General features: G+C 61.8%; 22 protein-coding genes and 1 pseudogene. 8 read left to right on the top strand and 15 right to left on the bottom strand.

Annotated features, from left to right (window positions below; all coding sequences use genetic code 11):
- Position 1: 1 nt before the first annotated feature.
- Positions 2–538: a cysteine hydrolase family protein gene (locus tag JHD59_RS17330; protein WP_199155151.1), complete on the bottom strand. Its 537-nt coding sequence runs from the start codon at positions 536–538 to the stop codon at positions 2–4.
- 112 nt (positions 539–650) lie between these two features.
- Between JHD59_RS17330 and JHD59_RS17325 the strand changes: the two genes are divergently transcribed.
- Together JHD59_RS17325 and JHD59_RS17320 are read left to right on the top strand one after the other, a co-directional pair.
- The gene (locus JHD59_RS17325; RefSeq protein ID WP_199155150.1) at positions 651–1,616 is read left to right on the top strand and encodes a GlxA family transcriptional regulator; all 966 of its coding nucleotides are present in this window, start codon (positions 651–653) and stop codon (positions 1,614–1,616) included.
- A 62-nt stretch (positions 1,617–1,678) separates the two neighbouring features.
- Positions 1,679–2,305, top strand: a complete 627-nt coding sequence (locus tag JHD59_RS17320) for a hypothetical protein (protein WP_199155149.1) — start codon at positions 1,679–1,681, stop codon at positions 2,303–2,305.
- Between the two features lie 101 nt (positions 2,306–2,406).
- Here JHD59_RS17320 and JHD59_RS17315 read toward each other — a convergent pair whose 3' ends face one another.
- Positions 2,407–4,758 carry a TonB-dependent receptor gene (locus tag JHD59_RS17315; RefSeq protein WP_199155148.1) on the bottom strand — a complete coding sequence of 784 codons (2,352 nt, stop codon included), beginning with the start codon at positions 4,756–4,758 and terminating at the stop codon, positions 2,407–2,409.
- Positions 4,759–4,828: 70 nt separating this feature from the next.
- Between JHD59_RS17315 and JHD59_RS17310 the strand changes: the two genes are divergently transcribed.
- Positions 4,829–5,095, top strand: a complete 267-nt coding sequence (locus JHD59_RS17310; protein WP_199155147.1) for a hypothetical protein — start codon at positions 4,829–4,831, stop codon at positions 5,093–5,095.
- A 183-nt stretch (positions 5,096–5,278) separates the two neighbouring features.
- On the opposite strand, the gene JHD59_RS17305 is transcribed toward JHD59_RS17310, so the two are convergent.
- The 3 genes from JHD59_RS17305 to JHD59_RS17295 form a co-directional block, all read right to left on the bottom strand.
- The gene (locus tag JHD59_RS17305) at positions 5,279–5,986 is read right to left on the bottom strand and encodes a UDP-2,3-diacylglucosamine diphosphatase (RefSeq protein ID WP_199155146.1); all 708 of its coding nucleotides are present in this window, start codon (positions 5,984–5,986) and stop codon (positions 5,279–5,281) included.
- Between the two features lie 69 nt (positions 5,987–6,055).
- Positions 6,056–6,547 carry a peptidylprolyl isomerase gene (locus JHD59_RS17300; protein ID WP_103321985.1) on the bottom strand — a complete coding sequence of 164 codons (492 nt, stop codon included), beginning with the start codon at positions 6,545–6,547 and terminating at the stop codon, positions 6,056–6,058.
- A gap of 37 nt (positions 6,548–6,584) precedes the next feature.
- Positions 6,585–7,142: a peptidylprolyl isomerase gene (locus JHD59_RS17295; protein ID WP_103321984.1), complete on the bottom strand. Its 558-nt coding sequence runs from the start codon at positions 7,140–7,142 to the stop codon at positions 6,585–6,587.
- Positions 7,143–7,404: 262 nt separating this feature from the next.
- On the opposite strand from JHD59_RS17295, the gene JHD59_RS17290 reads away from it, so the two are divergent.
- Positions 7,405–8,718: an OmpP1/FadL family transporter gene (locus JHD59_RS17290; RefSeq protein WP_199155145.1), complete on the top strand. Its 1,314-nt coding sequence runs from the start codon at positions 7,405–7,407 to the stop codon at positions 8,716–8,718.
- Between the two features lie 77 nt (positions 8,719–8,795).
- Here the strand turns inward: JHD59_RS17290 and JHD59_RS17285 are convergent, their stop codons facing one another.
- The 3 genes from JHD59_RS17285 to JHD59_RS17275 form a co-directional block, all read right to left on the bottom strand.
- A complete protein-coding gene (locus JHD59_RS17285; protein ID WP_199155144.1) occupies positions 8,796–9,350 on the bottom strand; it encodes a cysteine dioxygenase family protein in 555 nt (184 codons plus the stop codon).
- A 303-nt stretch (positions 9,351–9,653) separates the two neighbouring features.
- On the bottom strand, positions 9,654–10,223 hold the full coding sequence (locus JHD59_RS17280; protein ID WP_199155143.1) for a cysteine dioxygenase family protein: 570 nt from the start codon (positions 10,221–10,223) through the stop codon (positions 9,654–9,656).
- A 185-nt stretch (positions 10,224–10,408) separates the two neighbouring features.
- Entirely contained in the window at positions 10,409–10,888 is a 480-nt protein-coding gene (locus JHD59_RS17275) for an Lrp/AsnC family transcriptional regulator (RefSeq protein WP_199155142.1), read from the bottom strand.
- A gap of 127 nt (positions 10,889–11,015) precedes the next feature.
- On the opposite strand from JHD59_RS17275, the gene phhA reads away from it, so the two are divergent.
- Positions 11,016–11,909 (top strand): phenylalanine 4-monooxygenase, encoded by an 894-nt coding sequence (gene phhA, locus JHD59_RS17270; protein WP_103321979.1) that lies wholly within the window; start codon positions 11,016–11,018, stop codon positions 11,907–11,909.
- A 61-nt stretch (positions 11,910–11,970) separates the two neighbouring features.
- Here the strand turns inward: phhA and pcp are convergent, their stop codons facing one another.
- The 6 genes from pcp to pxpB form a co-directional block, all read right to left on the bottom strand.
- A complete protein-coding gene (gene pcp / locus JHD59_RS17265) occupies positions 11,971–12,603 on the bottom strand; it encodes a pyroglutamyl-peptidase I (protein WP_199155141.1) in 633 nt (210 codons plus the stop codon).
- A gap of 21 nt (positions 12,604–12,624) precedes the next feature.
- Positions 12,625–13,581 (bottom strand): DUF979 domain-containing protein, encoded by a 957-nt coding sequence (locus JHD59_RS17260; RefSeq protein ID WP_199155140.1) that lies wholly within the window; start codon positions 13,579–13,581, stop codon positions 12,625–12,627.
- Positions 13,578–14,294, bottom strand: a complete 717-nt coding sequence (locus tag JHD59_RS17255; RefSeq protein ID WP_199155139.1) for a DUF969 domain-containing protein — start codon at positions 14,292–14,294, stop codon at positions 13,578–13,580. Before JHD59_RS17255 ends, JHD59_RS17260 begins: the two co-directional genes overlap by 4 nt.
- Before the next feature lie 63 nt (positions 14,295–14,357).
- Complete coding sequence (pxpA, locus tag JHD59_RS17250; RefSeq protein ID WP_199155138.1) at positions 14,358–15,095, bottom strand: 5-oxoprolinase subunit PxpA; 738 nt, start codon at positions 15,093–15,095, stop codon at positions 14,358–14,360.
- The gene (locus JHD59_RS17245; RefSeq protein WP_199155137.1) at positions 15,085–16,014 is read right to left on the bottom strand and encodes a biotin-dependent carboxyltransferase family protein; all 930 of its coding nucleotides are present in this window, start codon (positions 16,012–16,014) and stop codon (positions 15,085–15,087) included. Before JHD59_RS17245 ends, pxpA begins: the two co-directional genes overlap by 11 nt.
- Positions 16,011–16,673, bottom strand: coding sequence for a 5-oxoprolinase subunit PxpB (gene pxpB / locus JHD59_RS17240; RefSeq protein WP_103321973.1), 663 nt, complete (start codon positions 16,671–16,673; stop codon positions 16,011–16,013). The genes JHD59_RS17245 and pxpB overlap by 4 nt, the downstream gene beginning before the upstream one ends.
- Before the next feature lie 143 nt (positions 16,674–16,816).
- Here pxpB and JHD59_RS17235 point away from each other — a divergent pair, with 143 nt between their 5' ends.
- Positions 16,817–17,329, top strand: a complete 513-nt coding sequence (locus tag JHD59_RS17235) for a winged helix DNA-binding protein (protein WP_233164337.1) — start codon at positions 16,817–16,819, stop codon at positions 17,327–17,329.
- A gap of 166 nt (positions 17,330–17,495) precedes the next feature.
- Here JHD59_RS17235 and JHD59_RS22840 read toward each other — a convergent pair.
- Positions 17,496–17,826, bottom strand: a pseudogene (locus JHD59_RS22840) (IS481 family transposase); the annotation flags it as partial.
- Between the two features lie 616 nt (positions 17,827–18,442).
- On the opposite strand from JHD59_RS22840, the gene JHD59_RS17225 reads away from it, so the two are divergent.
- Together JHD59_RS17225 and ushA are read left to right on the top strand one after the other, a co-directional pair.
- The gene (locus tag JHD59_RS17225; protein WP_103319346.1) at positions 18,443–20,125 is read left to right on the top strand and encodes a glutamine--tRNA ligase/YqeY domain fusion protein; all 1,683 of its coding nucleotides are present in this window, start codon (positions 18,443–18,445) and stop codon (positions 20,123–20,125) included.
- Between the two features lie 92 nt (positions 20,126–20,217).
- The coding region (gene ushA, locus JHD59_RS17220; protein WP_199155135.1) for a bifunctional UDP-sugar hydrolase/5'-nucleotidase UshA at positions 20,218–21,679 on the top strand (1,462 nt) is incomplete at its 3' end.

Below are 21,679 nucleotides of genomic sequence, written 5' to 3'. Positions count from 1 at the left end.
TTCAGCCGCGGGCGGTTTCGAAAGCCGCCTGTCTGTCTACCATTTCCACCTTGTCTCCCAGCGCGCTCAGCGCAATCCCATGCACCATCGCGTCCACTGTGGCGCAGCAATCGCGCAGCACTTTGACCTGGTAAGGATCGGCAGCGCGCGACAGCGCGGTGTGAGTGACGCAGTTCTGCGTCATCATGCCGGCGATCAACAGTTCGTTCGCTTCCAGTTTGCCCAGCAGTTCGCCCAAACCGGTATTGAGAAAGCTGTCGGCGTGCGATTTGACCACCACCGGCGCATCTGGGGCCGCGGCCAGCACCTGCGGATGAATCTGCACGCCCACGCTGTCTTTGACGAAAAACGGCGAGGCGGGATTGGCCGCGATGTGCTGAACCAGAATCACCGGGATGTTTTGCGCATGCGCCTGGGCGATGGCGTCCAGCGTATTGGCCAGCGTCTGTTCGGTATTCCATAGGGGATACTTGCCGCCGGCAAAGTAGTCGTTTTGCAGGTCGATGATCAGCAGGGCGGCGCGCCGTACGGTTTGCATGGAAGTCTCCTGTTTCGGTTTGGGGTGAGGCCATTATCCCTAGCGCATGGCTTGCTCGTGAGTGGCCCGAATGACACAATTCGATCATATCGGGCCATCTTGAGGAAACGTGATGAAAACGCGCAGCGTTGCGGTGCTGGCATTCGATGACATCAGTCCCTTTCACTTGTCCGTGCCGTGCATGGTGTTGGGCGAGCTGGCGGGCGGATTCGAGTTAACAGTCTGCGCGGTGCGGCCGGGCGTCTTGCGCAGCAGCGCCGGCTTCGCCTTGCTGGTCGAGCATGGCTTGGAGGCGCTGCGCGCCGCTGATGTCGTGATCGTGCCTAGCTGGCCCGATCCGGCGCGGCAGGCGGAGCCGGAATTGCTGCAGGCCTTGCGCGACGTGCATGAAGCCGGCGCGCAGCTGGTTGGCCTGTGTCTGGGCGCCTGCGTGCTGGCCGAGGCCGGTTTGCTGGACGGCCGCCGCGCCACCACGCACTGGGGCTATGTCGATGTGTTTGCCAGCCGGTTCCCGGCGGTGCGGCTGGATGCGGACGTGTTGTATGTGGAGGACGGCAGCGTGCTGACCTCAGCCGGCACCGCCGCGGCGATAGATTGCTGCCTGCATATGTTGCGGCAGCGGCAAGGTGTGGAGGAGGCCAATCGCGTGGCGCGGCGCATGGTGGTGGCGCCGCACCGCCAAGGCGGGCAGGCGCAGTTCATCGAGCAGCCCTTGCCGCGCGCCGGGCGCGATGCCCGCTTGGGCGAATTGCTGGACTGGCTGAGGGCGAATCTGCGCGACGCGCACACGCTGGATGGTCTGGCCGCGCGCCTGGCGATGAGCCGCCGCACTTTCTCGCGCCGTTTCCATGCCTTGACCGGCGCCACGCTGGGCGACTGGCTGGCCAGCGAGCGCTTGGCGTTGAGCCAGCGGCTGTTGGAGCGCACCAGCCTGTCGATGGAGGAGGTGGCAGAACAGGCTGGTTTGGGTTCCGCCATGTCATTGCGCAGGCTGTTCCGGCAGAAGCTGGGGGTCTCGCCTGCCGCCTGGCGGCAAGCGTTCCGGGGAGGGCGGGCCAACGGGCAAGGCGGTGAATAGTGAAAATGCTTATGGAATGATTTTTGCTCCTCAATCCCTGTTTTTGTCCTGAGGAGCTCGCCATGCAACTGGATAAAGTCTACGCGCAGAGTCATGGGATGGCATCTGGCTCGAAGCCGGCAAGTTTTGCCGGCAACAACGATGGCAATGCGTTTGCCGGCATGCTGAGCCAGGCTGCTCGGCAATTGGCGGGCAGCGCGCCGACACTGCGTCCCCCGCCGGTTCACGACGGGCCAATGAACGATGAGGACATCAAGTGGATGCTGCCGTCGCGCCAGGCCGTGGCCTTGCATGGCGAGTATGTGCGTCAGCTGCTGGATCAAAAGATGAGCCAGGCCGGCTTGCCCTTGTCGCCGCCGTTTCAGGTGGTCAGCACCGAGGGCGGGAAGATCAAGCTGGCAGGCCAGCGGGCCGATCTGGAGCAGATAGAGCAGCTGTGCAATGACGACAAGGAGCTGGGCAGCGCCATCTGCAACTTGCGGACGATCGCCTCCTCGGTGCCGGAGATGGACGAGGCGGCCGCCTATGTCAGGGCTTGGCAGCAGGCGCGCAATGATGCCGAGCGTATGGCGGTGTTTCGCTATTACTCGGCGAGAATGACTATTCCGGCCAAGGTGGAGACCTGGCTGGGCGGCAATGCCGTCACCGTGAGCGTCAATGGCGAAGTGATGCCGCAGCAGGTCGCGTGAGCGATGCGCCGGCCGCGAGCCTGCGACGAGCGCGGCAGGGCGGCCTAGCCAGCAAAAAGGCCGGGAGCGATCCCGGCCTTGGCTTTGCTGGCAGAGCAGGTTTACAGATCGACCTGCAGGGTGACCGCTGCGCTGCGCGGCGCGCCCAGGTTGTAGCGCACCGTGTCCGCCGCATTGACCTTGGATGAGGTCGGGATGCGGTAGCTGGTGTTGAACATATTGCTGACGTTCAGCTTGAGCGTCGGGTTCTTCAGCACGCCCATATTGCCGAAGCGATAGCCGGCGTCCAGGTCCACCGTGGTGTATTCCGGCACCACTTCGTCGTTGACTAGCGTGGCGAACTGCTTGCCGGTGTGCTTGACGTCGGTGCGGACATACCAGGCGCCCGGCGCGTATTGCAGCGACAGCGCGGCCATCCAGCGCGGGGTCATCGGGAAGTCGTTGCCCTGGGTCTGCAGAACCGTGTTGTTGCCCGAAGCGTCCTTCCAGTTCAGATTGCTCTGAATTTCGCTGTGGTTGCTGGTGAACGAGGCGTAAGCGCTCCATCCTTTGACCGGCACCGTGCCTAGTTCTAGTTCTCCGCCCCAGGTGTGCACGCCGCCCGCGTTGATGTTGACGGATTTCAGTGTGACCGGGTCATAGGAGTTGGCCTGGCGGTTGCTGAAGTCCACATTGAACAGCGAGCCGCTCAACGTCAGGAAGTCGCCCTCCAGGCGATAGCCCAGGTCCGTGTTGACCGAGGTTTCCGGCACCACGTCCGTTGTCAGCACTACCTGGCCATTCACCACTTGCACATTGCCGTTGCTGCTGCTGTAGGCATAGTTGGGGACGGCGCGGTAGTTCTTGGTGACGTTGAAGAATACCTGTTGCTTGGGCGTCAGGTAATAGCGCGCGCCGAAGCTAGGCAGCGTTTCTCGATAAGTCTTGGTGATTTCGTAGTCATAGGCGGCGGCGCAGGTTTTGCTGGAGTTGCCGCAGCCGTCGTTGGCGTGGTTGGTGAAATCGCGCTTGATCTGCGGCGTGCGCAGGCCGGCGTTGACGGCCAGGCGGTCATCCAGGAAGTTGAAGGTGCCGATGGCGAACAGCTGGGTGGAGGTGCTGACGGTATCCCAGTCGCGGTACTGATATACGCTGCCATCCGGCCGGGTGATCAGATTGGACTGCATCCAGACGTCTTGCGGGGAGCCATCGGCGTTGGTCAGGGTTTCCGGACCGGTCTGGATGTGCTGGGCGCGTTCATACCATACGCCAGCCTGCAACAGGTGGTTGCCCCAGCTCTGCTCCATGGTGACGGTGATGCCCGGACGGCGGGTGCGCGTCATGCTGCTGCCGTTGACCACGATGGTGTCCAGGGTGTCGCCATCGCCGTTCAGATCCTTGGCGGCGGTGTCGGTGTGGGTGGCCTTGTTCAGGAAGGCGCTTTCAGACTGCGTCTGCTGGCTGGTGGCGCCGCCATAGCCATACCAGAAGTACGGCTGGATCTTGATGCGGGTATCCGGGCCAAGCTTCAGCACGGCATCGACCTTGGCGATGACGTTTTCGAACGGGTTCTGCTGCAGCTGATAGTAGGCGGGGGTCGGACCGGTTTCCTTCTGCGCGGTGCCGTATTGCGGTGGCAAGTGGCCAGGGATGAACTGTGTAGCGTAGTCATAACCGTAGCCGGTTTGCTGCAACTGCTGCAGCGTCGGCGTGCCGAAGGCGTTGCCTATCTGGCGGTTGTACAGCACGGACGCGTTGATGTAGCCGCCGCTGAAGTCGTAGCGGATGCCGGTGTCGACGTGGTCGCGCTTCATGCCGCCTGCGCCTTTCCACTTATCGGTCTCGCTGTGCGAATAACTGGCGAAGGCGCGAGCTTTGCCATCGGCGAACAAGCCGGTGTCGCCGCGCACATAAGTGCGTTGCAGGCTGTTGCTGCCCAAGGTTTGGGCGAAGCGCACGCGGCGCTCTTTCTCCGGATCGCAGGTGACGAAGCTCATATTGCCGCCGCTGGCGCCCATGTGCGGCGCGTCGGTGTCGCTTGAGCCCTGGGTCACCGAACCCTGGCACAGGTTTTCGATATCGACGAATTCCTGCGGGTAGACCGAATAGCTGCCGGAGTCATTGACTGGCACGCCGTTGATGGTGACGCCGATCTGGTCCGAGTTGAAGCCGCGGATGGTCAGCGCGCCGCCGAACATGCCGGTGTTGTCCTGGCTGGAGGCGTTGACGCCGGGCAGCATATTGATGCCCTGGTAGATGTTGGAGGTGGGGCTTTGCTTCTCCAGCGCGGCCTTGTTGACATCGCTGCGCGCGCGCGTGCCTTCCTGTTGTTGCAGCAATCCCACTCCCAGCTTGTCGCCGGCACCGGTGATGGTGACGGTTTGCAGCTGGGTCTCCTCGGCGAGCGCCGCCTGGCTGGCCAGCGCGGCGAGCACGGCCAGAGTCAAGGGGCGGATATAGGTCTTCTTATTCATTGAATTTCCTGAAATGTAGAGAAATCAATTTTTCATTGGAATGTATTTTCAGCGCAGCCGAAGTCCTGCCGTGAGGCATGGGTCAATACAGCAAGCACTGCAATGGTTGCTTGAGCGTGGTTTTGGCGCGGGGCTGTGTCCGGCTGAGATGGCTTGCGATGGGCGAGAAGAATCGTTACCGGTATGGGTGATTGAACTCGGTTATGGCAAATTGCTCAGCGTGGATTATTTCGCCTTGAAATTATTTTTAAGCGGCAAATCTAGTTCATTGTCATTTCATTTTCAAGAAACAACTATTACAAAAAGAATAAAGAAATATGTCTTTATGTGGAGTTGATTTGCAAAAATAATCAATGAAATAGTGGGTTTCTGACAAAAATGTGGGAATATGTTAATGAAATGTAAGGCTTTGTCGACGGGGTGATGGAAAAGTATGTTGGAATTTATTTTCCAGAATCATGGTTTGGTTGATGAGGCCGGAGGGGGCTGGGCGGCTTGAGCAAGCCGCCGGCGGGAAGGCTTAGAGGGGGAGAGCGCGGATGCCGGCGTCGTCCAGCGCCAGGTAGCCGCCGGTTTCCCCATGCCAGTCCCGGATCACCCAGCGGCTGGAAGCGCCGTGGCGGTGGTGGGCGGGGCGATGGGTGTGGCCGTGGATCAGTGTCGGCCAGTCATGGGCGGCCAGCAATTCGCCTACTGCTTGTTCCGTGACGTCGGAAATGGCGCTCAGGCCGGTCTGCTGCTTGTTCATCTCGCTTTGCTGCCGCGCTTGCCGGGCGATGGCATGACGTTCCGCCAGCGGCCTGGCCAGCATGGCCTGTTGCCATTGCGGGTTGCGGCTGACGGCGCGGAATTGCTGGTAAGCGACGTCATCGGTGCATAGCGCGTCGCCGTGGCACAGCAGAATGCGCTGGCCGTGGGCTTCCATCAGCGTTGGATCGTCCAGCAAGGCCGCGCCGCTGCGTTGCTCGAAGCCGGCGCCCAGCAGGAAGTCGCGGTTGCCGCGCATCACGTATAACGGCGTTTGGGCGGCGAACGCGCGCATCGCGGCCAGCGGCGCTTCCAGATAGGCCGAGTCGTCGTCGTCGCCTACCCAGTATTCGAACAGGTCGCCCAGGATGTACAGCGCCTCGATCCGGCCGCGCCAGGCGGCAAGCGTGTCCAGAAACAGCTGGTTGAGCGCCGGGGTGTCGTCGGCGAGGTGCAGGTCGGAAATGAAATGTATGGCCATGGCTGCTGTGCTATCCGGAGCAAGACAAAGCCGGGGCAGGGCCCCGGCTGGATTTTCGATGCGGACGGTTTAGACGATTTCCGCCTTCTGGATCACCACCGGCTCCACCGGCACGTCCTGGTGCATGCCGGTGCGGCCGGTGCGGACGGTCTTGATGCGGTCCACTACGTCCTGGCCGGCCACCACTTGGCCGAACACGGCGTAGCCCCAGCCTTGGGTGCTCTCGGACTTGAAGTCCAGGAAGTCGTTGTCGGACACATTGATGAAGAACTGGGCCGACGCCGAGTGCGGGTCCATGGTGCGGGCCATGGCGACGGTGTAGGTCTTGTTGGACAGGCCGTTGTTGGCCTCGTTCTGGATCGGGTCGCGCGTCGGCTTCTGGTTCATCTCGGCGTCGAATCCGCCGCCCTGGATCATGAAGCCATTGATCACGCGGTGGAAGATGGTGCCGTCGTAGTGGCCGCTCTTCACGTATTCCTCGAAGTTGGCGGCGGTTTTCGGCGCCATTTCATGGTTCAGTTCCAGGGTGATTTCGCCGAGGTTGGTCGTCAGTTTGATCATTGTGCTTTCCTTTGCGTTGCAGCCGCGCAAGGCGGGCTTACGGTTTGATGGTGACTTTCTGGATGACGATGGGTTCGAACGGAACGTCATCCATGCCGTTCATGCTGCCGGTGCGGGTCTTGGCGATGCGATTGACCACATCCATGCCCTTGGTGACCTTGCCGAACACGGCGTAGCCGGCGCCTTGCGGCGTCGGCGACTTGTAATTGAGGAAGTCGTTGCTGGCGACGTTGATGAAGAACTGCGCGGTGGCGGAGTTCGGGTCAGCCGTGCGCGCCATGGCGATGGTGCCGACATCGTTCTTCAGGCCGTTGCTCGCCTCATTGGCGATGGGCGCGCGGGTGGGTTTCTGGCTCAGCTTGGTGTCGAAGCCGCCGCCCTGGATCATGAAGCCGTCGATCACGCGGTGGAACACCGTGCCGTTGTAGTGGCCGGCCTTGGCGTAGGCGACGAAATTGGCCACGGTCTTGGGCGCCTTGGCCGAATCCAGGGTGATTTCGATATTGCCTTTGTTGGTGGCCATTTCGACGACCGGGGCGGCGAAGGCCAGAACGGGCAGGGCGAATGCGGCCAGGCCGCAGATCAGTTTCTTCATGGTCGGGAGACGTGTCGGCAAGAAAGTCGGGCTGTGATTCTAGCACAGCGCGCGCGGCTGGTTGAGGCCGGCGGCGTGAGGCGGGGGCGGCGCAGTCGCTTAATCTTCGTTAAGGAAGTTGTGTTTTTTCCTTGCCGCGATAGGGATTCGAGTTTAGACTCCACGCCCTAAAAAGATGCAAGCGCTATCTATTTATCATGCTTGCGCCGCTTTGTCCGGCTCTGCCGGCCAATAAGAAGAACGTTTCAGGAACATGATCTCAATGCAATCTTCCTCGCATACCGTCCGACTCCTCTCTATTGCCATTGGCTCCTTGTTTGCCGCCAGCCCGGCGGTCCATGCAGCCGGTTTCCAACTGACCGAGCAGAGCGTGACCGGCATGGGCCGCGCCTACGCCGGCGCCGGCGTGGCCGGCGATGACCTGTCCGCCGTGTTCTACAACCCGGCCGGCATGACCCTGCTGTCCGGCACGCGCGTGCAAGGCGGCCTGACCTACGCGGAAATCGACGCGCCGTTCAGCGGCAGCAATACCAGCGTCAGCCATCTGCCGGGCACGCCTCCTTCCACCGTGACTACGTCTGCCAACGACAATGGCCGCGGCGCGGGCGAAGTGATTCCGAACGGTTACTTGACCCACCAGGTCAACGACCAGCTGTTCCTGGGCCTGGGCGTGACCACGCCGTTTGGCTTGGGCGCAAGCTATAGCGACAACTGGGGCGGCCGCGACAACGGCATCTCCAGCAGCATCATGACGGTGGATATCAATCCGTCGCTGGCTTACAAGCTGAACGACAAGTGGAGCTTTGGCGGCGGCGTTTCCGCCCAGTATGCCAAGGCGGATCTGAAGCAGGGCGCCTATCTGCCCGGCGCCAGCGGCGAGCTCAAGGCCGACAGCTGGGGCTTCGGCTACAACCTAGGCGTGATGTATAGCTATAGCGCCGATACCCGCGTCGGCTTGTCGTATCGCTCCAAGATCCATCACGACGCCAAGGGCGATTACACCAATGCCGGCTTCCCCGCGCCGCTGGGCGGCCTGCTCAATGGCACGTATTCGGGTTCGGCCGAAGTGACCACGCCGGAATGGCTGATGCTGAGCGGCTACAGCAAGCTGAACAGCAAGTTTGCCGTGGGCGCCACCGCGCGCTGGACGCGCTGGAGCCGCTTCGACCAGCTGGTGGTCAAAGGCAGCCCTCAAATTGGTCCGATCGACACCACCACCACCATCAATAACCACTGGAAGAACAGCTGGCTGTTCTCGGTGGGCGGCGATTACTTCTACAGCGACGCGCTGACCCTGCGCGCGGGCCTGGGCTACGAAACCACGCCGGTGCCGAACCCGCAGCACCGCAATGTGCTGATTCCGGATGCCGACCGCATGTGGCTGACCCTGGGCGCCGGCTACCAGATCAGCAAGCAGGCCAGCGTGGACGTGAGCTATGCCTATTTGCGCGCGGTGGGCGACACCAAGATCGACAACACTTCGTATAGCCCGTTCGGCACCTCCAGCCGTCTGCAGGGCGATTACTCCTCGATCAGCGGCCACCTGCTGGGTGTGCAGATGCAGTACCGTTTCTGATCCGGAACCGCATGATCAGACAAAAGGGCACGGCTTATGCCGTGCCCTTTTTTATTTGAAAACGTTGGGAAAAGCCGTCAATGCGCCATGCTCGGCTGGATTCGTTGCGGAGCGTAATGCGGCGTTTCCCGCTCAAGGTTATAGCAGTCCATGCGCCGCATTGGTGGCGAGTAAAGGTGCAGGGTTACCAAGTCTTCTGGCTGTTGATTCGACATTTTATGGATGTCTCTTGCTTGGTTAAGCAAGATGGAGCCGGCTTTGAAATCTTTGGTTTCCGTGGAAATCAATTGGCCTTGCGCTGTGGCGGTGAAGCGTTCCTCGCTCGCCGTCCCTTGAATGACCATGACGCCGCAATGACTGCCGTGATGGTTGTGAATGGAGCTGGACTGCTGGCGATGCCAGCACAACAATAGCAATTCGAAATGCTCATTGCCGTATATCAGGTTGCGGTGGTAATGGCTGCCGCTGAATTTCCAGTAAGGCAGCAGCTCTTCCTGATTGAGCGGCGCATTCTCTAAAAATGTCTGTATTTGTTCCAATCCCAGCTTCTGATTCAGACGGGCCATGCAGGACAGCCAGTAAATCAATCCGCTCGGGTGGCGGGATTGCTCGAATAGGCGCAAGGTTTCCATTTTTCTCTCCTGGAAGGCCGAGCGCTCGGCGCCCGCAATGCTATCGAAATAGCCGGCTATTTTTTATTTGGCTCCGGTAAGATGAATATCGACAGTTTGCGTTAGTACTTTATGCTTGCTTGCGTGTCAGCCCAGGAATCCCGCCGCAGGCTTTTCGATCGTGGGTTTTGGGGCTGGGTCGAGTCCAGCAAAACGTCCCATGCAGCGCCGTTTTTATCAGGCCATATTTTAATTGACCAACATATTGGCGGGGGGCTGTGAAGGATTGGCCAGCCGGGCGGAAGAAAACGCTGGCCAGACTATTTAGATGTGATATTCCAGGCAATCCGCGGCATGAAAGACGCGTTGTTGCTGCGGCTCCAAACCGAACAATTCCATTTTCTTCAGCGGCGGCGAATACAAATGCAGCGTGACCAAATCTGTGCCGCTGGGATGCAGGTTAGCGACTTGATGAATGTCCAGATCTCCGTTGATGACAAGGCTACCTGCCGCCATTTCGCGCGTTTCGCGTGGGCAGACTTGACCGGATGGGTTCTGGACGAACACGGTTTCGGTCGCCACGCCTTCCAGCACCTTGACGCCGCACAGGCTGCCCTTGTGATTGTGGATCTGGCTGCGTTGGCCTGGTCGCCAGCAAAGCAGCAGCAGCTCGAAGTGCTCGTCGATAAAGATGCGATTGCGGCGGTACTGGGTGTCGTCGAATTGGCGGAAGGGGGCGAGGTCGGCATTGGATAGGCTTAGAGAATGATAGAAGCGGCGCATCTGTTCCAGATTCAGCGGGGCGTCTGCGATGGCAAGTTGGCTGATGGATGCGGCGAGACTGGCTGCAAGGGTGTCCAGGGAGGAACGCGGGGCGAAGGCGCGGGTTTGCATCTGCTTCTCCTTGTATGACTGAGCGTGGCGCGGCCCTGTGGGCCATGCCTTGTTATCGGCGCTTTCCCGTAATATTAAATCGATTCATTATGTCGATTTACGTATAAGGATATTCATGGCGCTGTATTGCGCCATTACGCTGCCAGATATAGACGCTGCAAACCATGGCCGGTTCGGCAAAAGGATCAGGAAGGCGGATAGAGCGGCAGCTTCATCGTTTGCTTGATGGCATTCAGCACGATGGTGGACTTGACGCTGCGCACCAGCGACAGCTGCATCAGCTTGTTCATCACGAAAGAAGACAGCGATGGCAGGTCGGGAACCACGATGCGCAGCAGGTAGTCTGCCTCGCCGGCGGCGGCGTAGCACTCCAGCACTTCCGGCAGCGCGTGGATGGACTGCGCGAAATCCAGCAGCGCGGCCTCGTTGTGGCGCTCCAGGCTGACATTGGCGAAGGCCATTACCGATAGGCCGACATGCTCAGGATTCAGCGCCACTTGATAACCCTGAATGATGCCGTCCTGCTCCATCCGCTGGATGCGGCGGCCGATCTGCGATGCCGACAGCGGGATGGCCTGAGCCAGCTTCTGGTGCGTGGCGCGGGCATCCAGCTGCAGCTGCTGCAGGATCAGCATGTCGAAGCGATCTATTTCAATTTTGCGCATTTTGAGCAAATTATGACGTTTAATGCGGTAAGTATGCAAAGAATAAGTTTTTAAGGCAAATTTTGCGGACTTGCCGCATGGCAGCGGGGCTAAACTAGAGTAAACCATCCAATCCGGAGCCCCAGACATGAACGACCGCGCCGACTTTGTGGTGCCCGACATCACCACCCGCAAAAATGTCGGATTGAGCCACGACGCCAACGACTACACCCTGCCGCAGCCGCTGGAGCGCTACACCGCGGAAGACCATGCCACCTGGGCCACGCTGTATCAGCGGCAGAGCAAGCTGTTGCCGGGCCGCGCCTGCGAGGAGTTTCTGCAAGGGTTGCGCGATCTGGAGGTGGACCACGACCGGGTGCCGGATTTTGCAAAGCTGAACGAGAAGCTGATGGCCGCCACCGGCTGGAAGATCGTGGCGGTGCCGGGCCTGATTCCCGATGACGTATTCTTCGAGCACCTGGCCAACCGCCGCTTCCCGGTCACCTGGTGGCTGCGCGAGCCGCACCAGCTGGACTATCTGCAGGAGCCGGACGTGTTCCATGATCTGTTCGGCCATGTGCCGCTGCTGATCAATCCGGTGTTCGCCGATTACCTAGAGGCTTACGGCAAGGGCGGCATCAAGGCCAAGGAACTGGGCGCGCTGCCCATGCTGGCGCGGCTGTACTGGTACACGGTGGAGTTTGGCCTGATCAATACGCCGGCCGGCATGCGCATTTACGGCGCCGGCATCGTGTCCAGCAAGTCGGAATCGATTTACTGCCTGGACAGCGCCAGCCCTAATCGTGTCGGCTTCGATCTGATGCGCATCATGAACACGCGCTACCGCATCGACACATTCCAGAAGACTTATTTCGTCATCGACAGCTTCAAGCAGCTGTTCGACGCCACGGCGCCGGATTTTTCGCCCTTGTACCAGCAACTGGCGGATGCCAAGCCGTGGGGCGCCGGCGAGATCGCGCCGAGCGACGTGGTGATCAATGAAGGCGATCGCCAGGGCTGGGCGGATACCGACGACGTGTGAGCGCGCGCACTTTAAGCCAAGCCCGCCTAGCGCAAGCCAGGCGGGCTTGGTATTTGGCGGCTCAGTGCGTCGCGCCGCCGGCGATTTTCGCGTCTTCCTGCTGCGTCAGCGCGATCTCCACTGCCAGCCGCAGCGCCTGTACACAGTCTTCCAGCTTCATGCTGGGCTGGCCGGGATGGCGCGCAGCCTGCTCCGGCAAAAAGGGGATATGGATGAAGCCGGCGCGCGGACCCGCGCGGTGCAGCAGGCCGTACATCACGTGATTGCAGACGAAGGTGCCGGCGGTTTGCGAGACCGAGGCGGGGATGCCGTTTTCGCGCAGCCCGGCGACGATGGCTTTGATCGGCAGCGTGGAGAAATACGCCGCCGGCCCGTCTGCCGCAATGGCTTGGTCTATCGGCTGCTTGCCGGCGTTGTCGGCGATGCGCGCGTCGTCGACATTGATCGCCACCCGCTCCACGCTGATGTCTGGCCGTCCTCCGGCCTGGCCGACCGCGATCGCCAGCTCGGGCGATAGGGCGTCCAGATGGCGGCACAGTTCCTCCAGCGCCGCGCCGAATACGCAGGGCAACTGGCGGGCCGCGATGCGGGCGCCGGCAATCTCTTGGCCATCGAGGCGGCGCACCGCCTCCCACGACGGGTTGACGCTTTCGCCGCCAAACGGCTCGAAGCCGGTCAATAGCACGGTTTTCATATCGTTTCTCTTTTGCGGGTCCTAACGGAACATCAGCCAGTTCAGCAGCGCAGCGTTGACCGCCAGCAGCGCCAGCGCGGTGGGCACCTGAGCCTTGATCACCGCATGCTTGTCTTCCAGCTCCAGCAGCGCCGCCGGCACGATGTTGAAATTGGCTGCCATCGGCGTCATTAGGGTGCCGCAGTAGCCGGAGAACATGCCGATGGCGGCCATGACTGCAGCGTCGCCGTGATGGCCGCTGACCAGAAACGGAATGCCTATGCCGGCGGTCATCACCGGGAAGGCGGCGAAGGCATTGCCCATGATCATGGTGAACAGCGCCATGCCCAGCACATAGGCCAGCACCGCCACCCAGCGTAGATCCAGCGGCAGGTAGCTAGTGGCGACGTGGGACACCGCCTTGCCCACGCCGGCATCGGCGAATAGCAGGCCGAGCAGGGCCAGCAGCTGCGGCAGCAGCACCGCCCACCCCATGCAGTCCAGCAGGCGGCGCGTCTCGCGCACGCCTTGCGCCGGGGTTTCGCGCGCCAGCCAGCAGGCGGCAGTCAGCGCCGCCAGGCAGGCGATGCCCAGCGCCAGCAGGGTGGTGTTTTTGGGATCAAACAAGGGCATGCCGGCGATCTTGACGTCCTTGGCCCCCACGCTCAGCAGCACGGTCAGCAGCGGCACCAGCAGCGAAGGCAGAAAAGTCTTGCCGCCCAGTCGCTTTACGCTCTGCCGCAGCCGGTCGGCGGCGAGCGGCGCATGTTGGCCGCCCGCCAGGCGGCCGCAGCCGGCGATGGCCACCATCGCCAACACCATGGCGCCGGACAGCTCGGCCGGCAGCAGATCACCGGCCAAAAACAGTGCGCCGAACAGGCCCCAGAACGCTGCGCTGCTGTAGCGGCGCGGATGCTGCCGATCGGTCAGCGTGAAGCCTGCGACGGCCAGCAGTATCACGCCGACCACCCAGTACAGGTATTCGATGTGCAGGATCATGCGTTTTCTCCCTTCAGCTTGGCGGCGGGCAGGCCGTGGCGCAGCAGATTGCGTTCCAGGCGCAGCAGACGGGCGCTATGGATCAGGAAGGCGAACAGCGCGGTGGGAATGCCCCACAGCGCGATGTGCAGCGGTTCGGTGGGAATGCCGTTTTCCTGCAGGAAGGTGTGCATCAGGATCACCGCGCCAAACGCGACGAAGATGTCTTCGCCGAAGAACAGCCCCACGTTATCGGTGGCCGCGCTCATGGCGCGCAGCTTGTCCCTTTGTTCCGGCGTCGGTTCGCCGTGGCGCTGCTCCCAGGCGCCCTCGGTCATCGGCGCCAGGATGGGGCGCACCATTTGCGGGTGGCCGCCGAGGCCGGTCAGACCCAGCGCGGCGGAGATTTCGCGCACCAGCAAATAGACCACCAGCAGGCGGCCGACCGTGGCGTTGCGCATCTTGCGCACCAGCTCGCGCGCCTGTTCGCGCAGGCCATGCCGTTCCATCAGCCCCACCACCGGCAGCACCAACAGCACGATCATGGTCAGATTGCGCGTTTTCATGAAGCCGTGGCCAAACTCGGCCAGCAGCGGTAGCGGCTGGATGCCGGCGGCCAGCCCGGTGACGATGCCGGCGGCGCATACCACCAGCAGCGAGTTGAAGCGCAGCACGAAGCCGATGACGACCACTGCTATGCCTAGCAGCGGCCACAAATTGACAGCCTGATCCATGGTTTCTCCTTGGTTTGAGCATAACGCCGCGCGGTCTTGCCGCCGCGCTGGCGTGAAAAATCGTTAGCCGGCCGTAATGTCTACGCCGGCTTGCTCCAGGTGCCGGCGCAGCAGCCGCGCGAACGGCACGGCATGGCTGCCGTCGCCGTGCAGGCAGATGGTGTCGATGCGCAGGGATACGGCTTCGCCGCTGACGGCCACGATGCGTTGCCGCCGCACCATGTCCTCCACTTGCTTGAGCATCGCCGCGTCGCTGTCCAGCAGCGCGCCGGGCTGGCCGCGGGGCACCAGGCTGCCGTCGGCGCGGTAGCCGCGGTCGGCGAAGCCTTCCTGCCATACGGCCAGGCCTTCGGCGCGGCAGGCTTCGACGAACAGGCTGCCAGCCAGGCCCATGACGCGCAGCCCCGGGTGGAAGTCGCGGATGGCGCGCGCCAGCGTTTGCGCCAGCTCCGGCTCGCGCGCGGCCTGGTTGTACAGCGCGCCGTGCGGTTTGACGTGGGCGAGTTCGCCGCCTTCGGCTCTGACGATGGCTTCCAGCGCGCCCAACTGGTACAGCAGGCCGGCGCGCAGGGTGGCCATAGGCAGCCGCATTTCGCTGCGACCGAAGTTGTCGCGGTCCGGAAAGCTGGGATGGGCGCCGATGGCCACGCCTTTTTCCAGCGCCATCCTGACGGTGGCCTGCATGGTGGCGGCATCGCCGGCGTGCCAGCCGCAGGCGATATTGGCGGAGCTGACGCAGTCGAGAAGCGCGGCGTCGTTGCCGCAGCCTTCGCCCAGGTCGGCGTTCAGGTCAATTTTCATTCAGCAGTCTCTCGATCTTGTTCAGGTAGCGTTGCAATTGCTGATCGGCCAAGCGGGCCTCCTCCAGACTCACTTCGACGAAATGCAGCTGGCTGCCCAGCCTAGCCTGGCCAAGTTGCCACAGGTCGGCCGACGCCACCATGCCCAGACGCGGATAGCCGCCCGTGGCCTGCGCGTCCGCCATCAACACAATGGGTTGGCCATCCGGCGGCAGCTGAATCAAGCCGGGCAGCACGCCGTGCGATGGCATCTCCAAGGGCGCGTTCAACTGTAATGCCGGACCGGACAGGCGGTAACCCATGCGGTTGCTGCTGGGCGTGATCTGCCAGGGCGCATGCCACAGCCGCTCGCGGGCGGATTTGGACAGCAAGCCGAATTCCGGGCCGTGGCAGACGCGGATCTGATTGCCGGGGCGAGGCAGCCACACGCCTTTGCGCGGTCGGATGGGTAGCGGCGCGCCCAAGGGCAGCCGGTCGCCATCGCGCAGGGCGCGGCCGTCCAGCCCGCCGAAGCCCGCCATCAGATCGGTGCTGGTCGATCCCATGACTGGCGGCAACGCGATGCCGCCATCCAGCGCCAGGTAGGCGCGCATGCCGATGCGCGGGGCGTGCAATTGCAATACCTGTCCCGCGCGGAAGGGAGTGCGCCAGCCGGGCCATACCGGCTCGCCATCCAGCGTCGCCTGGCAGTCCGCGCCGGCCAGCGCCAGCATGCCGTCGCGCAGCAGGCGAAAGCTGGCCGGCGGCAGCGTGATTTCCAGCGCGGGGGCGCCGGCCGGGTTGCCCACCAACCGGTTGGCCACGGTCAGCGCCAGCGTGTCCATCGCGCCGGCGCGGCACACGCCTAGGTGGCGCGCGCCGAAGCGGCCCAGATCCTGCACCGTGGTTTGCGGCCCGGCCTTGATCGCTTCCAGCGTCATGCGGCCTCCGCAGGGATGAAACGGACAATGTCGCCCGGTTGCAGCGCGCTGGGCGGTTGCCGCGCGGGGTCGAACAGCACCATGTCGCTATGGCCTATGATTTGCCAGCCGCCCGGGGCGTCCGCCGGATAAATGCCGGTCTGGCTGCCGCCTATCGCCACCGATCCAGCCGGCACCTGCTGCCGCGGCGTGGCGCGGCGCGGCGTAGCCAGGACCGGGTCCAGTCCGCCCAGGTAGGCGAAGCCGGGTTGGAAGCCGAGAAAGAACACCGTGTATTCCACTGCGGTATGGCGCGCGACCACTTGCCGCGAGCTAAGGCCGCAGTGGCGGGCCACCTCTTGCAGGTCCGGCCCGGCGTCGCCGCCGTAATGCACTGGAATTTCCACCACGCGGCCGCCCTGGGCTGCCGGATCGGCCTGCTGCCACAATTTGCGCAGGCGCGCTGGCCAACTGGCCGCCTTGGCGCCGGGCCGCAGCTCAACGGTCAGGTTGTTCATGCCGGGCACGGCTTCGCGGATTTCGTCCCAGTCGCGCAGTTGCTCGGCCAGGCGCCAGATGCGGCGCTGGCTGTCCAGGGTGGCGGGCGGCGGCAATTCCAAGGTAAGTGCCTGGTTGCCTAGCCAGTGTATGACGGGCGATGATGGAGTGGCGTCGGACATGGCTTTGGATTGTGTATGATTTTGGAATAGGATGTAAGGTACACCTTAGCTGCATATAATGCTGCTATGTTGATATCTTCTCGTCAATTTACTGTTGTAAATGATGAATAAAGTGCGCTCGGCGCGATGAGGGAGAGATGGGAATGACAATGGCTTTGCCGAAGATCGTATCCTCGCAGCACTTGGTTTCCGAGCGCAGCCCGGAGCTATCGGAGTTCGAATTCAGCCTGACGGTGGTCAATAACGCTTTCCACCGCTGGATGGTGCGCTGCATGGCGGCGGCGGGCGAGAAGGATATGACCCCGACCGAAGTGCTGCTGGTGCACCACGTCAATCATCGCGGCCGGCAGAAGAAGCTGGCCGACATCTGTTTTGTGCTGAACATGGAAGACACGCACGTGGTGGCGTATGCCCTGAAGAAGCTGGTGAAGATGGGGTATGTGTCCAGCGAGAAGAGCGGCAAGGAGGTGTTGTTCTCCACCACCGAGCGCGGCAAGGATCTATGCGAGCGCTATCGGCAGGTGAGAGAGCAGTGCCTGATGCCGACCTTGAGCGACGGCGGCTTGGCCAATCCGGCGATAGGCGAGATTGCCCAGTTGATGCGCCTGCTGGCCGGCGTATACGATCAGGCCGCCCGCGCCGGCGCTTCGTTCTAGGGGACTGTTTACGACCTTCTGAGTAGCAGGCCCAGGAAGGAGAAATGGACGAACTGCAAGCTGGTATCTGAAGTTGTAGAAGTTCCGACTTTATCTGACAGCCTCCTATTTTGACGCTGCCCGACTGTTCAGATCAATTCAAGCGGTCTGTCTTCTCACTCCTTCGCTATTCCCGTTTTCCATAGGCAATGGTTTGCACGGGTGTTGGACCGCAGCACATCTTGCCTTCAAGGGGGTATCCGTTATTGTAGTAAATCAACAAAGCATCCAGATCGGCCAGAATTTATTGATGTCAGATACAACTTCTCGTGAAACGCCATTTGGTAAAACTCTTGCAGAATCGTTTTGTGGAACTGTTCGCAGATGCCGTTCGTTTGCAGATGTCGCCCCTTGGTCTTGGTATGCTAGATATCGTTTATCGCCAGATACCGCTGGTAATCATAGGTTTCCGGTTTGCTACGATACTCGGTGCTGTGATCTGTCAGCATTTGCAACATGCCATTCTTATCCAGCGCCAACTTGGCCTGCGCCAAAATCTGGCAGTGGACTAGCCCGTCTTCGGCGTAGCGACAGAACCGTACGCCACTAAGATTGCGGGTAACCCATCAAAGGTGTAATGCGAGAACAGGTTGGCTAGTAACGGACTCACGACGCCGCTTTGCGGCGGCCCGCGTATTCGTTCCCGGAGTTTCCCGTCTATGGTCTACATTGGATCTTTTGATCTATCCCTGTGTGCGTGGCCAGGTGCTGGCGCGCGTCTTGTTGCGGGGGCGGGATGTCGTGCACGGAACGCCGGGGTATTGTCTGTGAGTCTTTCGATTAACGCCGAGAATCGGCGAGCGCATGATCTATATGTTTTGATGGGTTTTCAGCTTTTTGGTTGTGAGCGCGGAGCTGTGATGATAGATGGACGGCCATTCGCATGGCGAGATTCACATGCAACTGCGACTAGGCTAGCCAGGAAAGGCTTGATGGTGGAGGTATCCTGGGGATGACGTAGCAGGTTTTCCAGACGAGCCGCGGCAAAGCCGTTCGCTGTCGCATCCTGATACCAAAACCTGCGCCAAAATCGGTTACAATGGCCGATTCGCTATCCTTACCCACAGCCAGAACATGAGCACGGAAAACAACGCGCCGGTTGTCAACAACTTCATTCGCAGCATCATCGACGAGGACTTGGCCACGGGCCGCCGCAGCTCGGTGGTGACGCGCTTCCCGCCGGAGCCGAACGGTTTCGCCCACATCGGCCACGCCAAGGCCATCTGCATCAACTTCGGCCTGGCTGAGGATTACCAGGGCCAGTGCAATCTGCGCATGGACGATACCAATCCGGAGAAAGAGTCGGACGAGTTCGTCGAGGCGTTCAAGCAAGACATCAGCTGGCTGGGCTTCAAGTGGAACGGCGAAGTCCGTTTCGCTTCGGACTATTTCGACCGTCTGTACGATTACGCCGTCGAACTGATCCAGGCCGGCAAAGCCTACGTGGACGACCTGTCCGCCGAGGAAATGCGCCAGTACCGCGGCAGCCTGACCGAACCGGGCAAGAATAGCCCGTACCGCGACCGCACGCCGGAAGAGAATCTGGATCTGTTCACCCGGATGCGCAATGGCGAATTCCCGGACGGCAGCAAGACGCTGCGTCTGAAGATCGATATGGCTTCGCCCAACATCAATCTGCGCGATCCGGCCATCTACCGCATCCGCCGCGTGCATCATCACCGCACAGGCGACAAGTGGTGCATCTACCCGATGTACGACTACACCCATTGCATCTCCGACGCCATCGAGGGCATCACGCATTCGCTGTGCTCGCTGGAGTTCGAAGACCACCGCCCGCTGTACGACTGGGTGCTGGACAACATCAGCATCGATCACCATCCGCAGCAGATCGAATTCTCGCGTCTGGAGCTGTTGTACGCGCTGACTTCCAAGCGCAAGCTGCAGGCGCTGGTGAACGATGGCGTGGTGACGGGCTGGGACGATCCGCGCATGCCCACCATCGCCGGCATGCGCCGCCGTGGCTACAGCCCGGCCGGCATCAAGTTGTTCGCCCAGCGCATCGGCGTGTCGAAGAGCGAAAACATCATCGACATGACCATTCTGGAAGGCGCGGTGCGCGAGACGCTGGAAAACGACTCGCCGCGCGTGATGGCCGTGGTCAATCCGATCAAAGTGACGCTGACCAACTACGACGCCGCCGTCACCGCCAGCCGCAGCGCGCCGTTCCATCCGCATCATCCGGAGTTCGGCGAGCGCGACGTGCCGATCGCGCGCGAGATCTGGATCGAGCGCGACGACTTCGCCGAAGTGCCGCCGCCGAAGTGGCAGCGCCTGACCGCCGGCGGCGAAGTGCGCCTGCGCTACTCCTACGTGATCAAGTGCGAGGAAGTGGTCAAGGACGCCAATGGCGAGATCGTCGAGCTGAAGTGCTCGATCGACCACGATACCCTGGGCAAGAATCCGGAAGGCCGCAAGGTCAAGGGCGTGATCCACTGGGTGTCGGCCGAGCACGCCATCCAGGCCGATGTGCGCTGGTATGATCGCCTGTTCACCGAGTCGCGCCCCGATGCGGTGCGCGGCGAGGATGGCGAATATGTCGACTTCCGCCAGTTCCTGAACCCGGAATCGTTGAAGCTGGTACCGGCCTATGTGGAGGCTTCGGTGCTGCAGGCTGCGCCGGAAACGCGCTTCCAGTTCGAGCGTTTGGGTTACTTCGTGACCGACCGCTACGAGCACCAGCCCGGCGTCAAGGCGGTGTTCAACCGCACCGTGGGCCTGAAGGACAGCTGGAAGTAAGCTGTTTGGCCATCCATCAATGGCGAACCTTCGGGTTCGCCATTTTTGCGTGCAAAGGCGGCTGTGCCGGCCGTCCGGAACAAGGAGAAAAAATGCACATCGCGCTCAAGTCCGTTTCCCTGTCGCTGCTGGCCGCTGGCCTGCTGACCGCCTGCACTACGCCGCCTGGCAAGAACAACTACCTCGACAAAACCTACAAGATCACCATCCTGCACACCAACGACCATCACGGCCGCTTCTGGCCCAACGCCGACGGCGAGTATGGCCTGGCGGCGCAGAAGACTGTGGTGGATAAGGTGCGCGCGGAGGTGAAGGCGGAGGGCGGCTACACCTTGTTGTTGTCCGGCGGCGACGTCAACACTGGCGTGCCGGAGTCCGACCTGCAGGACGCGGAGCCGGATTTCCGCGCGATGAGCCGCATCGGCTACGACGCGATGGCGGTGGGCAACCACGAGTTTGACAAGCCGGTGCCGGTGCTGATGAAGCAGCGCGGCTGGGCGAGCTTCCCCATGTTGTCGGCCAATATCTACCAGGACGGTCACCGGATGTTCGACCCCTACACCATCTTCAATCTGGGCGGGGTCAAGGTTGCGGTGTTGGGCCTGACCACGGACGATACGGCCAAGATGGTCAATCCGGCGCAAATCCAGGGCATCGAGTTCAAGAGCCCGATCGCGGAGGCTGCCAAACTGGTGCCGGAATTGCGCCAGAAGGCCGACATCGTCATTGCCGCCACCCATATGGGCCACTATCCGGACGGCCAGCACGGCGTCAACGCGCCGGGCGACGTGGAGATGGCGCGCGCGGTCAAGGGCATCGATCTGATCGTCGGCGGCCACAGCCAGAACCCGGTGTGCATGAAGGCGGAAAACGTGCGCGACGACGCCTATGTGCCGGGCCAACCTTGCGCGCCGGACCGCCAGAACGGCGCCTGGATCGTGCAGGCGCACGAGTGGGGCAAGTATGTGGGCCGCGCGGATTTCGAATTCAACAACGGCAAGTTCAAGCTGGTGAAGTACCAGCTGATTCCGGTCAATCTGAAAAAAACCGTCGCCACGGCGGATGGCAAGACCGTAAAAGTGCCGTATGCCGAGCTGATTCCGGAGGACGGCAAGCTCCGGACCTTCCTCAAGGCTTATCAGGATAAAGGCCAGCAGGAACTGGGCGTCAAGGTGGGCGAGCTGTCGGCCAAGCTGGAGGGCGACCGCGCGGTGGTGCGCAGCCGCCCCACCAATCTGGGCGTGTTCGTCGGCATGGCCATGATGGACAAGACCAAGGCCGACTTCGCGGTGATCAATTCCGGCGGCATCCGCGATTCGCTGCCGGCCGGCCCCGTCAGCTACCGCGACGTGCTCAAGGTATTCCCGTTCGGCAGCACGCTGGTGTATGTCGATCTGCCGGGCAGCGAGGCGCTGGATTACTTGAAAGCCGCTGCCAGGATGACGCCGGGCGCCGGCGCCTTCGCCCAGTTTGCCGGGGTGAGGCTGAAGGTGGAGCAGGGCGAGCTGCGGCAGGCGCTGATAGGCGGCCAGCCGATTGATCCGTCCAAGACCT

Origin of the sequence: Chromobacterium sp. ASV23, assembly GCF_016428945.1 — a bacterium.
Lineage (GTDB): Bacteria > Pseudomonadota > Gammaproteobacteria > Burkholderiales > Chromobacteriaceae > Chromobacterium > Chromobacterium sinusclupearum.
This window is presented reverse-complemented; position numbering and strand designations above follow the sequence as displayed.